Source organism: Sphingobium sp. FG11 (assembly GCF_057809915.1).
The window spans coordinates 37,711-49,375 of the sequence record NZ_JBMDKW010000021.1 but is presented as its reverse complement, the minus strand read 5'-3'; the positions used below and the strand labels follow the sequence as shown (position 1 = coordinate 49,375).

Sequence of the window (11,665 nt, the reverse complement as noted above, 5' to 3'; positions counted from 1 at the left end):
AGGTGGGTCACTTCTCGATGAAAACCCCGGGTCACTTCTCAACGGCAATCAACAAGTAGATCCTAAAGCACGCCGAGGGCCGCCCACGCTCTCGGAGCGCGGTCGGAAGTGCAGTTACGGCACCTTTAGCGAGCGCCGCGCTGGCTTAATCGCGTACTCAGCTAATGTGAGCGAGCTGCCGATCAGCTTAATGCGGTGCCAGCCCCATCTCGACGCCTGTCTTATCATGCAGTGCGAAACGATCGATGATGTCGGCGCTTGCCCGGTTATAGCCGATTACCTCGACGTCCCGACCATCGCGTCCCAAGCGCGCGACGATCTTGTCGAGTGCGCCGACGCCGGAGATGTCCCAGAAATGCGCTGCGGTCACATCGATCAGCACTCGCCGCGCAGTGTCCTCAGTCTGAAACGCGCGCGTAAACCGTTCGACCGAGGCGAAGAAGATCTCGCCGGTAACGTGATAGGTCGCCTGCATGCTGTCGATCGACACGGTGCGCTTGACCGAGAACATGCGCTGGACCTTGCCAGCAAAGAATATGCCGGAGAGCAGCACGCCAGCAAGCACGCCCAAGGACAGATCGTGCGTCGCCACCACCACGACGACCGTCGCTACCATGACCACCGATGATGTTAGCGGGTGGCGCCGCAGGTTCAGGATCGAGTTCCAGCTGAACGTGCCGATCGACACCATGATCATGACGGCGACGAGCGCAGGCATCGGCACACGCCCGACATAGGGGCCGAGCACGACAAGCAAGAAAAGCAAAAACCCGCCAGCGACGAAGGTGGACAGTCTGCTGCGTCCGCCGGACGTGACGTTGATAACCGATTGGCCAATCATCGCGCAGCCACCCATGCCGCCAAACAGCGCCGCGACGATGTTTGATCCACCTTGGCCGGCGCACTCCTGACGCTTGTTACTATCGGTATCGGTCATATCATCGACGATCTGCGCGGTAAGCAGCGACTCCAGCAGTCCGACCGCTGCCATCGTCAGCGAATACGGCAGAATGATCCGCAGCGTATCGAGCGTCAGCGGCACCTGCGGCAGCGCGAAGCTGGGCAGCGCCTCAGGCAGCTTGCCCATGTCGCCTACGGTATTGACCGGCAGACCGAGAGCGATGCTGATCGCGCTCAAGATGAGGATCGCCACCAGCGGCGAAGGGATGGCTGTGGTGATACGAGGGAAACCGTAAATGATCGCGAGGCCGCCAGCGACCATGGCGTAGGTCTCCCAGCCTACATTTGTAAGCTGTGGTAGCTGAGCCATGAAGATCAGGATGGCGAGCGCGTTGACGAAGCCGGTAATGACCGACCGCGAGACGAACTGCATGACCAGATCGAGCCGTAGCAGGCCAGCTGCGATCTGGATAAGACCCATCAGGATCGTGGCGGCGAACAGATATTCGACACCGTGATCGCGCACGAGCGGCACGACGAGGACGGCGACCGCCGCCGTCGCGGCCGAGATCATGCCCGGCCTCCCGCCAATAAATGCGATCGTCAGCGCGATCGCGACGGAGGCATAAAGACCGACCCGTGGGTCGACGCCGGCGATGATGGAAAAGCCGATTGCTTCGGGAATGAGCGCGAGTGCGACGACGATGCCGGCCAGGATGTCGCGGCGCGCCGCAGCAGCATTCGTAAACCACTCGCGACGGTAAGCAAAAAGATCGAATGTCATTGGTAATCCACAACAGGGCACAGAGCGCACTTGGTGCGCATGGGGGTGGGTGCGTGTTGTTGTCCGGCGGATCGGCGGCCGAAATAGCCACCCGGAATTTCACCGGGTCCTTGCGAATGGCGGGCCCCTATCCCTTCCCGGCGTGTGGGGCAACTGGTCAATCGAACGAGGGCTAGCGATAGATTGGTGAGCACCGGAGCGCGCGACTGTTGTGCGTTGCGGAATGAACTGCGATAAAGAATGCGGGTGTCGTTTTTCCGAAGGAGACGGCAGGTGAAAGCGCTGGTCGGGCCGCCAGCGCGCGACCCATGCCCGGAAGATTTGCTGATGAATGACATCCGACGGCCGCCAAGCGCGCTACGCAGCTTTCTCAAGAGTCAGACGTCTGGCGGTCTGATTCTCATGGCGGCGGCCGCACTCGCGCTGCTGGTAGCCAACTCGCCCCTAGCGCCAACTTATTTCGGTGCGCTGCACGCGTATGTCGGACCGTTGAGCCTGTCCCACTGGATCAATGACGGCTTGATGGCCGTGTTCTTTCTGCTGGTAGGCCTGGAGATCAAGCGCGAGGTACTCGATGGGCAATTGTCGAGCTGGAACCGACGCATCCTGCCTGGTGTGTCTGCGCTCGGCGGAATGGTCGTGCCAGCGCTGATCTTCCTGGCGTTCAACGGCCAAGACCCGGACACCGCACGTGGCTGGGCGATTCCTTCGGCGACCGACATCGCATTCGCCCTTGGTGTCCTGTCGCTGCTTGGCGATCGTGTCCCCACATCACTGAAGGTCTTCCTGACGGCACTTGCGATCATCGACGACTTGGGCGCCGTGATCATCATTGCCCTATTCTACACCAGTAACATGTCGATCCTTTATCTCGCCCTTGCAGGCGTAGTCGTAGCCATGCTGATCGGCATGAACCGGTACGGTGTCGTTCGGCTAGCACCGTATTTGCTGCTGGGCGCCCTGCTGTGGTTTCTGGTCCTGCAATCCGGTGTGCATGCGACCATTGCCGGGGTCGCGCTTGCCCTTACCATCCCGCTGCGCCGCGACTTGGGCCGCCCGGACGACATGGTGCATTCGCCGCTGCACAAGCTCGAGCATGGCCTTCACGGATGGGTGACATTCCTGATCGTGCCGATATTTGGATTTGCCAATGCCGGCGTCTCCTTCGCCGGGCTGACGCCGGCAGTTCTTGCCGACCATCTGACGCTCGGGGTCGCCTTGGGGCTGCTTCTGGGCAAGCTGGTGGGCGTGTTCGGCAGCGCCTACCTCGTGATCCGTGCAGACTGGGCTGACATGCCGGCCGACGCGAGCACGCTCCAACTGCTCGGCGTGTCGCTCCTGTGCGGCATCGGTTTTACGATGAGCCTGTTCATCGGCCTGTTGGCATTCGCGGATAATGCGTTGCTTCAGGAAGAGGTGAAGATCGGCATCCTCATGGGCTCGTTGCTGGCGGGGCTTCTCGGGTGGAGCATCTTGCGCGTTGCGCGCCGCGAAACGCGCCAGCCCACCCCGGCGTAAGGAAAAGCAAAGCCTTAGACGCCACCATCGTTTATCAACTCAATCGGTGAGCGATCCCGCTGGCCAAGTAGCGAGCGCCTTGTCAGTCAATGGATCCGCAATCGCGAGTTCATCCAGCACCACGAAAACCAGGCAGACCGGACGCTGTTCCGCCCCGCCGGGCTGACGGCAAGCCACGGGCAGGTCATTCGAACTACTCCCGAGGCGTCCGGTCAGGCGCAGAGCCAGGCCCTGCCTGCCATCGAACTCCGCTCGCTCCATTCGCAGTACGGACGAATAAGCCTTGCCGTCGCGACGCCCCTGCCGTGCGCCCCCCGCACCGAAGACTTGTCCGATCGCGACGGTCTGTCCGGCTAATGTAACGGGCTCGGCTCCCATAGGTACCGCCGGTGTCTGTGAAGCTGGACATGCTTCGCTGCGGGTCCAAGGTCGCGCGATCCAGAAGCCTTCGATCGTCTCTGCGTTCGATGCAGCATCCCCCGCAAACCATTCGCTCGGCGACCACGTTATCGGGGAGACATCCAGGCGCAGCGCTCCAGCCGCATCATCGTACCGCCAGCGCATTGCCGTCTTGCTGTCGGCGTCCGCCGGTCCATCGCACCCGAAGGGCAGCGATAAAGTAAACGGCTTGCCGACCGAATCTCGAACGCTCGCCGGCATGGCATCGCCTCGCGCAGTGGCATCCGCCGCCTCAGCGGCCAGAGCTAGAATGTCAGCACGACCCAGCACGCGAGTTGCACTGACCGTGGGCGACGGGCTGGGTACGGGCGCGACTACGACCGGAGTTTTCGGGGTTTGGCGTTCCTGCGAGGAACGCTGCCCTAGCAGAAATCCGCCCCCGCCGACGACCATTATCGCGAGTATACCGGCGGTCAGGGCGAGACGACTAGCACGCGGGCTGGGTTCATTCATGGACACAGGATAGCAAGTTCCGGCAATGGGTTCACCATGAACATGACGTATCCTGCACAACCGCCATCGGCCGTCCGCCGTTGAGTGGCGAGCAGATCCTGACGCTGGTGGTGCTGGTGGCGGTCGTCGCGGCGCTGATCTGGGACAAGGTGCGCTCCGACGTCGTCGCCTTGGCAGGCGCGGCGGTGCTGCTGATAACCGGGGTCGTCCGTCCGGTCGAAGTGCAGGGCGCGTTCGCCAGCCCTGCCATCATTGCGCTCGCCTCCCTGTTCGTCATCGCCTACGCGCTTGAGCTCTCCGGCCTGCTCGATCGCGCGATCGAGGCGGCGGTCCGGATGTGCAAGCAGATGGGCGCCGCTGGGCTGTGGGTGCTGCTCGCCGTCATCGGGTGCTTCTCCTGCTTCCTCAACAGCACACCGATCGTCGTGATGGGCGCGCCGGTCATCCGCGACGTCGCTACGGCGCTGAAACTTCCTCCGAAGCGCTATCTGATGCCGCTGTCGTACATTACCGTGTTGACCGGCTGCTGTACGCTAATCGGCACGTCCACAAACTTGCTCGTCGACGACATGGCACGCATCGCTGGGCAGCCGCGCTTCGGATTGTTCGAGATTACGCCGGTCGGCATTCCCTTGGCGCTGGCTGGCGGGCTCTATCTGTTTCTGTTCAGCGGCAAGCTGATGGGCCGGAGCTTGACCGATCCAGCGACCGAGCAGCGCACCCCGGATTTCGAAGCACCGGGCGCGCAGATTGGCCACGCCGAGCTCTTCGCTGAACCTCGCCCGTTTCAGCCGGTCAAGGCGGCTATCGCCGGGGCGGTTTTTGTCGCGGCGATAGCCGCGGCGGCGTTTAACATCGCGCCAATCGCGGCGTCGGCATTCGCGGGCGCGGTACTTCTGATCCTGTTGCGCGTCATTACCGCGGATGAAGCCTACGGCGGCCTGCGCCCACAAATCCTGATCCTGATCGCCGGCATGGTCGTGATCGGTATCGCCATGGAGGAAAGTGGCCTTGCCGCCGCCGGGACCGGCGCGCTCGTGGGCTCGCTGCATGATTTTAGCCCGCTGGTCGCGCTGATTGTCCTTTACGGACTGACCATGATCCTGACGGAGCTGCTATCCAACGCGACCGTTGCGGTGTTGGTCACGCCGATCGCCGTGGCGCTGGCGGAAAGCCTGGGGGTCAGCGCGCGGCCATTCCTGGTCGCGGTCATGATGGCGGGTAGCGCGGCATTTGCGACACCATTCGGCTACCAGACGAACGTCATCGTCTATCAGATGGGCGGATACCGCTACATGGACTTCGTCCGTGTCGGGCTTCCACTGAACCTGATCACCTTTGCCGTTGCGATCCTGGCGATTCAGGTATTCTTCCCGTTTTGACCGTTCAGTGCTGGCGGCCGAGTTCTACGCCGGCACGGCAAGCGGTGGCACAGATCGATAGCGGCGCGATCGCACCAGTTGGACCCGTCCGCTTCGATTGGGTCGCTTGCCAATAGAGCCGGTCAGCAATCGTCCCACTTTCTGTGGTTCTGCGATGCCAGGCAGGCAACCGTGGATGTCGGCTCATGACAAGGGCTGCCGTTCCCCGCGTCGCTTGGGAATGGCAAAAATGTCCCAATTATGCCTGTCCAGGGAGACCTGGGCGTGTACCCTGTGCGTCGGCTATCGAGAGGTTGATTGGCCGCAGCGACGATCGTCTTGGCGGCACCAGTTCGACGCCGACATGGCAATCACCAACCAGCTTAGTCTGGGAACACGTGGCATTTCCCGGGCATGGTCTGCGGATTGATCCTCTTCCTCACCAGTGACGGAGTTCAACCAGGCCGATCGCGCTTCTGTCGCGATCCGCATCGGCGGATCGCTGTTCCCTGACCTTCTCCCCGGCTTCAGTGCTACCGTCGAGCTATTGCGCCTTCACGGATTGGGAGGGGACCGAGTTCGATCCGGACGATCTCGATACGAGCGTTCCCCTGTACCTGGCCGACCATGAGGTCGCCTGGGGCCGGTTCGAGGCGATCCAGGCTTTCTGTTTCGATCATGCCCTGGTTTTCGCCCGCTGGATGGCGGCGCTCCTGGGGCGTTCGGCCCCGAGCGGGTGATCTTTGACGGCACGACCGTTCGGAGTTTCAGTGCGTCGGACGATGACGAGATCCTGATCTCGGCGGCAACGGTGCGCGGTCTCGGCAGTTATGCGCCGGTGCTGTCGCATCTCGCAGCGGCGGAATTCGAGATACCCTCCGTTCCGGATCGACGGCGCAGGCTGAGGACAAAGCGAAGCCGGTCTGTACTCGACACCTCCCCGCCAGAGGATGCCGCATATGGGCGCCCGCGAGGCGCCGGCAACCCGCGAACGGCGGGCCGAGTTGCCGTGTGCCACGGCTGCCCGCACCACCCCTTGTTCGCGCGTTTCCCTCGGCTGTGCCTCGGTGCCAGCCCCTCTTTTGCGAGCGCCCGGAGGATGCGCATCCGGCGGAGAGGCCGCCGGCACAGACAGAAAGGCTCGCTATCATGTCCACATCGCTTGCAGCCGCACTCGCGGCACTGGAGCTAGGGCACCTCGAACCCCGTGCTGAAGACCTCAGTGGCATGGCGCCGCCACCAACCGAGGCGCTGGAGCAGACCGTTACCGCAATCTGGAGCGATCTCTTCACGACGATGAGCAACACGTCGATCGAGCGCGACATCGAAGATCTGGGCTGGGGGCTGGTGAACCTCTTCCACCGCGCCGCCGCCAAGAAACACGGGCTGGTCGATCGGCTGACCGACGACATCCGCCTTCTCCTCGCCGAACAGGACGGCTCCGAAATCAGCACGGCCAATCTGGAGGAAAAGATCGATCTCGCCAAGAAGGTCGAGGAGTCCGCTGGTGCCTTCGAGATCATGCGCGATGTCGCCGCCGCGCACTATATCCGGGAGACCGGGAGATCGTGGGTGCCATCGTCCGGCAACCGCATTTCGCTCGGTGTCACCGCCGGGATCGTCGACGGCCATGCCTTCCTGCGGGCGCGCCGCGAGCGGGCTTTGAACGCCAACACCGCGCAGGGTACGCCGATTGTGTTCGCCGGTGGCCGCCTCACCTTCGCCAACGACGAAGATATGAAGACGTTCGCCGATAACCTGCTGGCCACCCTCAACAAGGTTCGCGCCCATGTCGGCGACATGTATCTCGTACACGGCGGCGATATGAAGGGTATCGAACGGCTTGCAGCGTCATGGGCCGAGCAGAACGGCATCCAGCAGGTGCGGTTCGGTCTCGATCGCAAACTCGGCGATCGCGCCGGCTTCCGTCGCAACGAGCAGATGCTCTCGCTCAAACCGCGTTTCGTGATCGCCTTCCAGGGCAATGGCGTGACGGAGCGGCTTGTCATCGAAGCCAAGGCTCGGGGACTGCGTGTCGTTGATCGCCGCGGCCCATTGGGAAGTCCTCCTTCAGCTGCTCGTCGCGGTGCGGGCTGAAGGCGCGGGCCGCCGGTTTCCCGGCGGCCCCTTTTCCGCTCCGCTCACGGTCGTCTTCTCGAAGTTCCCGCAGGCAAGAGGGGAGGGCGGCGAGGCCTTTTGGGTGTCGCTGAATAGCACTGGAACCCCGTCGGCCGTGTCGGCAGCGGGCGTGCGTTTCAGATTCCACCAGCCATCCGCGTCGCTCACGCTGCACCGGGCGTCGCTTTGCCACGAAGAAGGGAGATTATGATGCGCGATTTGCATGATGAGGAACTGCGCGCTTTGCTTGCGTTCCGACAGCGCCATGGTCGCTGCTGGAAGGCGGCGTTGCTGCTGCGCTGGTCGGCCGGCACCGACACCGATGAACCCGGTGCGGCGCATTTGCGCCATCTGCGCAATATCGGAGGACCGCGCTGGCTGATCGGGCTATCGCCCGCCACGCTTGATGACGCTGCGCGGCGTTTCGCCGGGGACGTCGATCCGGCGCTGATCGACATTTTCATGGAGAATGCCACGGGCTTTGCCCGCTGCGCGTCGGCAAGCGTCGGGATCGCTCCGGCGAGTGCTGCACATTCGCTGGCCATCGCGATCGAACTCAGCCTCAAAGCCTTTCTGATGAAGGCGGGCTATGCCGACGACTGGAACCGTGTCCATATTCGGCATGACCTCGAAAAGGCCCTGGCGCTTGCGACGGAAGCAGGCCTGTCCGGCCTGCCTCTGGAATTGCCGGATCTCACAGCGATCCTTTCGCCGGCCTATAGTCACCACGAGATCGACGCGTTGTTCCGGGTCGGGGCGTCACCCTTCGATGTGACCGACGCCTGTCTCTGCGTCGACCGTCTCCTTGCCGTGATCCGGGTGCAGATCGCGTAACCGGCCCCGCAACATCATCCATGCGCGCACCACTCGAAAGGGATTTGCCAATTCGATTGAAGCCAGAGACGGTTTTCCGACTAAACCCGCCGGACGGCCATCATGTCTTCTTGTCGTAGGGGCCGCCGCTGCTTCGCTGCGAACGACAAGTCGAACTGGAAAATGGGCTGACCAACGGTGGTGGGGCTATCGGGCGTAGATTGCTGCGGTGATAGGGCAATGCTTCTGCAACGGTTCCTGGGTTCATAGAACCAAAGCCACCATCCCTTCTTTTTGACCTGATCCCTAAGTCGGTCGTTCGGTGCTTCCAACCCGCTCCCCTTCGGGCCGAGTTGCCGTGTTCCACGGCTGCCCGCACCACCCCTTGTGTCGGGGTTCCCCTACGCCGCTTGCGCGCTCCGGTGGAAGCACCGCCCATGCCCGCCTTTTGCGGGGGTCAGTCGAAGGGACGGTCCCTTTGGCACCCAAAAAAGGAACCTCGACATGCAGAACCTCGTCATCCTCGCCGGCAATGTCGGCGCCACGCCGGAAGCCCGCACCACCCAGGGCGGCACCAAGATCACCCACTTCAGCCTCGCGACTTCGCGGCCCAAGCGAGACAGCAACGGCAAGGTCGTCAAGGACGACAATGGCCGCCGGATCGAAGATACCGAATGGCACCGGATCACCTGCTTCAACGGCGTCGGCAAGACCGTCGAGCAATATGTCGACAAGGGGATGAAGGTGATGGTGCGCGGTCGCATCCACTACACCCGCTGGACCGACAACGAGAATATCGAGCGGTACGGCGTCGAGATCATCGCCGACGAGGTGACCTTCCTCACCCGCGCCAAGCCCGCCAGTGGCGACCAAGGCGGCAATGACAGCTCAGTGGATGACGACGAAATTCCCTTCTGAGACCGGCGAAGCCCGGCGGCTCACGCCGCCGGGCCTTTTTGCTGTTTTCCGCAGCACGGTTCGGGATCGAGGGAAGTTCGGGAAATGGATCTGAACGAGCGCGGCTAGGATATTGCTCTTCCGCGTCCTCTCAGCGGCAGTGGCCCGCCGCATATCGGCTCCATCGCAGCACTGTGCCGCTCGCAATCATGGCGCAGCTGATATCGCCGATCGCTGGCGCGGCGCACCAGGCACCGGTGCGATCCCCTTTTGCATTGCCAGTCGATCGGCATTGGAGTCTTGGACCTGTGACAAGGATATGGCCTGTGGCGCTGCGCCCCTTCGCGCCGCCCAGCAACCGCACCAGCATGTCGCGCGCGACAATCCCGCTGGCGCGCGGGCAGGGGTGTCCCGTGCGGCACGAGCCATCGATCTCCCGCGCCGCTATCCCAGCGAGCCGGATCCGTGGTCCCTCGCGACACCAAATCGGGCCATCGCCGTCCCAAACCCTGATCGGTGTGCAGGTGAACGACTGGCCGCCCTGCACGACCGCGACGGCAAGCAGAAATACAGCGAGCATCAGCGCTCAACCCGGAAAGGGGTGTAAGTCATGCTTTAGGGAAGAGCGGCAATGTATCCGACCTCGTGGCGGGCTCGTCGGCGAGGATGTCGTAGCAGCGCAACCGCATTGCCAGGTGTCGCGCCAATTCCGCCGTTGCACGGCGTCGTGCAACGGTATCGCCACACCCAATATCGGTGACGAGGGCCGGTTCGGCCGTGGCGAGCGACACCTCGAGGTGGAGGGCTAGGCTATCTTCATCGACTCGGAGCATGGTCACAGAATAGAACAAATAAAGAACATTTATCAAGTGTCGAGATCCAGCGACCCATCCATTATTGCTTGGGTGACGCCAGCCATGACTGGACATCGCCCAGCGTTCCCAACAGCGTGCTGATCGCCAAGCCCTTCGCGATCAGCCGTAGAGCCGGTCATCCCACCAGATTGGTTCGGGCAGTTCGAAGCTGATTGCTTGCGCGTCGGGATGTGCTGGATTGATCAGGAAGTTGCGTTCCACCCGTGCCGGGATCGAAGGCACCAGCAACAGCGCCGAGCGCCCTGCCGCGAACCAAGCCTCGCCAAAGGCCTTGCAGATGTCTTCGCGCTTGCCGTCCCACCCGGAGAATTTCGCGGTCGGGAAGACTTCATAGCTGACGCCGTTGGGAATGGTGATGCGGATATAATGCTGGTTGGGCGGCATCACCGTGTTCGCGTGGGCGAGCTTTTCCAGCATCGCCGTCGGATAATGTTCTGACGTGTAGATGATCGGGCTGGCCGCGGTGTTCCACCGTCCCGGATAGAGCCGAGCGCCTTCGCTGTCATAGATCGGATGCGCGCCATCGGGATCGCCGATCCTGAAGCAGGTCAGCACGCGGTCGGTGATCTGGGTTCTCACGCCCCGCCGCCGTAAGCCGCCCGTCCCAGCAGGTTGATGACGACATCGGCCCCGGGCCCTGTCGCCAGCGCCACGTCGAGCGGCGCTTTGTTGTCGAGCATGGGATGCGCGCGGCCGAGAAAGTCGCGGACCTTGGCGGGATCCTTATAGATATCGAGCGCGAAGCTGAACACCTTGGCGATCCGCGCCAGCTTGTCGCCTTCCTCGCTGGTCAGGCGCTTGGACGCCGACTTCTTGCGGCGATCAAGCGTCGCCTTGGAAATGAGGCGGAACTTGAAGCGGCTGTCGCCCGGCGCGACGGTGTCGGCGAGATGGTCGAGCGCGCCGACCGGCAGACCTTCGAGGATCGAATAGCTCAGCCCCAGGCGCGTGTCGCCCTTGCGGGGCGCAACCCCAAGCAGGGTCTCGATCGTCACGGGCTGGCTCGCCATCTGCTGCTTCTGTCTCATCTGATGCAGATGTATGTCTCACATGAGGCAAGCACAAGCAACCGGTGATATCCGTTCGGTGGCGCCATGACCTCTTCCGGCCGGCAGCTTCACCCCGCTCTTTGAGGCGCAATCCTTGGTCCGGCGCGCGGCCTAATGCGATCAACCCGTAAAGGGTCCGGTCGCTTCGCTACGGCTTTTGGCCTGCGGCAAAAAGTGATCGCGGCCACCCTCCGAACACTTCGGGCGCCAGTCGAGCGGGGATGAACCCGCCGGCTTTCAAGGAGCCTCGACATGTTCACCGACATCAAGATCGCCCGCCTGAATGCACTCGGCCTCTCCAAGACCCTCATGATCGCAACGATGGTCATTGGGATCGGCAACCAGTTCGCCGTCATCACCGCCGACGACTTTGACGGCGACCTGGTCGTCATCAACGATTATGACCCCTGGGAGATTATGTAGACCCGCGGGGTATTG

At 62.7% G+C, this 11,665-nt stretch carries 12 protein-coding genes and 1 other annotated feature; of the genes, 7 read left to right on the top strand and 5 right to left on the bottom strand.

Features of this window, described 5'->3' with window-relative positions:
• Window positions 1–187 precede the first annotated feature (187 nt).
• A complete protein-coding gene (locus ACODSN_RS14970; RefSeq protein ID WP_489056285.1) occupies window positions 188–1,684 on the bottom strand; it encodes a SulP family inorganic anion transporter in 1,497 nt (498 codons plus the stop codon).
• Window positions 1,685–1,741: 57 nt separating this feature from the next.
• Window positions 1,742–1,797, bottom strand: a sequence feature (sul1 is cis-regulatory element that is thought to sense ions involved in sulfur or methionine metabolism; They are found in Alphaproteobacteria).
• A gap of 214 nt (window positions 1,798–2,011) precedes the next feature.
• Here ACODSN_RS14970 and nhaA point away from each other — a divergent pair.
• Window positions 2,012–3,202 carry a Na+/H+ antiporter NhaA gene (gene nhaA, locus ACODSN_RS14965; RefSeq protein WP_489056284.1) on the top strand — a complete coding sequence of 397 codons (1,191 nt, stop codon included), beginning with the start codon at window positions 2,012–2,014 and terminating at the stop codon, window positions 3,200–3,202.
• Window positions 3,203–3,241: 39 nt separating this feature from the next.
• Here the strand turns inward: nhaA and ACODSN_RS14960 are convergent, their stop codons facing one another.
• Complete coding sequence (locus tag ACODSN_RS14960) at window positions 3,242–3,862, bottom strand: hypothetical protein (protein WP_489056283.1); 621 nt, start codon at window positions 3,860–3,862, stop codon at window positions 3,242–3,244.
• Between the two features lie 332 nt (window positions 3,863–4,194).
• On the opposite strand from ACODSN_RS14960, the gene ACODSN_RS14955 reads away from it, so the two are divergent.
• The 5 genes from ACODSN_RS14955 (at window position 4,195) to ACODSN_RS14935 (ending at window position 9,324) form a co-directional block, all read left to right on the top strand.
• A complete protein-coding gene (locus tag ACODSN_RS14955; protein WP_489056282.1) occupies window positions 4,195–5,496 on the top strand; it encodes an SLC13 family permease in 1,302 nt (433 codons plus the stop codon).
• 509 nt (window positions 5,497–6,005) lie between these two features.
• Window positions 6,006–6,215 (top strand): hypothetical protein, encoded by a 210-nt coding sequence (locus tag ACODSN_RS14950; RefSeq protein ID WP_489056281.1) that lies wholly within the window; start codon window positions 6,006–6,008, stop codon window positions 6,213–6,215.
• Between the two features lie 409 nt (window positions 6,216–6,624).
• A complete protein-coding gene (locus tag ACODSN_RS14945; RefSeq protein ID WP_489056280.1) occupies window positions 6,625–7,572 on the top strand; it encodes a DUF2493 domain-containing protein in 948 nt (315 codons plus the stop codon).
• Between the two features lie 228 nt (window positions 7,573–7,800).
• On the top strand, window positions 7,801–8,427 hold the full coding sequence (locus ACODSN_RS14940) for a hypothetical protein (protein WP_489056279.1): 627 nt from the start codon (window positions 7,801–7,803) through the stop codon (window positions 8,425–8,427).
• 483 nt (window positions 8,428–8,910) lie between these two features.
• Window positions 8,911–9,324, top strand: a complete 414-nt coding sequence (locus tag ACODSN_RS14935) for a single-stranded DNA-binding protein (RefSeq protein WP_056769078.1) — start codon at window positions 8,911–8,913, stop codon at window positions 9,322–9,324.
• Window positions 9,325–9,454: 130 nt separating this feature from the next.
• Here ACODSN_RS14935 and ACODSN_RS14930 read toward each other — a convergent pair whose 3' ends face one another.
• From ACODSN_RS14930 to ACODSN_RS14920, 3 genes are all read right to left on the bottom strand, one after another.
• The gene (locus ACODSN_RS14930) at window positions 9,455–9,883 is read right to left on the bottom strand and encodes a thermonuclease family protein (protein ID WP_489056278.1); all 429 of its coding nucleotides are present in this window, start codon (window positions 9,881–9,883) and stop codon (window positions 9,455–9,457) included.
• Between the two features lie 394 nt (window positions 9,884–10,277).
• Window positions 10,278–10,757 carry an RES family NAD+ phosphorylase gene (locus tag ACODSN_RS14925; RefSeq protein WP_489056277.1) on the bottom strand — a complete coding sequence of 160 codons (480 nt, stop codon included), beginning with the start codon at window positions 10,755–10,757 and terminating at the stop codon, window positions 10,278–10,280.
• Window positions 10,754–11,188, bottom strand: coding sequence for an Xre family toxin-antitoxin system antitoxin (locus ACODSN_RS14920; protein ID WP_107125803.1), 435 nt, complete (start codon window positions 11,186–11,188; stop codon window positions 10,754–10,756). Before ACODSN_RS14920 ends, ACODSN_RS14925 begins: the two co-directional genes overlap by 4 nt.
• A gap of 291 nt (window positions 11,189–11,479) precedes the next feature.
• On the opposite strand from ACODSN_RS14920, the gene ACODSN_RS14915 reads away from it, so the two are divergent.
• Window positions 11,480–11,650 (top strand): hypothetical protein, encoded by a 171-nt coding sequence (locus ACODSN_RS14915; protein WP_489056276.1) that lies wholly within the window; start codon window positions 11,480–11,482, stop codon window positions 11,648–11,650.
• Window positions 11,651–11,665: the final 15 nt, after the last annotated feature.

Coding starts and splice junctions, on each gene's coding strand:
- ACODSN_RS14915 (WP_489056276.1), top strand. CDS start 11,480: ATGTTCACCGACATCAAGATCGCCCGCCTGAATGCACTCGGCCTCTCC.
- ACODSN_RS14945 (WP_489056280.1), top strand. CDS start 6,625: ATGTCCACATCGCTTGCAGCCGCACTCGCGGCACTGGAGCTAGGGCAC.
- ACODSN_RS14920 (WP_107125803.1), bottom strand. CDS start 11,188: ATGGCGAGCCAGCCCGTGACGATCGAGACCCTGCTTGGGGTTGCGCCC.
- ACODSN_RS14930 (WP_489056278.1), bottom strand. CDS start 9,883: ATGCTCGCTGTATTTCTGCTTGCCGTCGCGGTCGTGCAGGGCGGCCAG.
- ACODSN_RS14940 (WP_489056279.1), top strand. CDS start 7,801: ATGATGCGCGATTTGCATGATGAGGAACTGCGCGCTTTGCTTGCGTTC.
- ACODSN_RS14960 (WP_489056283.1), bottom strand. CDS start 3,862: ATGCCGGCGAGCGTTCGAGATTCGGTCGGCAAGCCGTTTACTTTATCG.
- nhaA (WP_489056284.1), top strand. CDS start 2,012: ATGAATGACATCCGACGGCCGCCAAGCGCGCTACGCAGCTTTCTCAAG.
- ACODSN_RS14970 (WP_489056285.1), bottom strand. CDS start 1,684: ATGACATTCGATCTTTTTGCTTACCGTCGCGAGTGGTTTACGAATGCT.
- ACODSN_RS14935 (WP_056769078.1), top strand. CDS start 8,911: ATGCAGAACCTCGTCATCCTCGCCGGCAATGTCGGCGCCACGCCGGAA.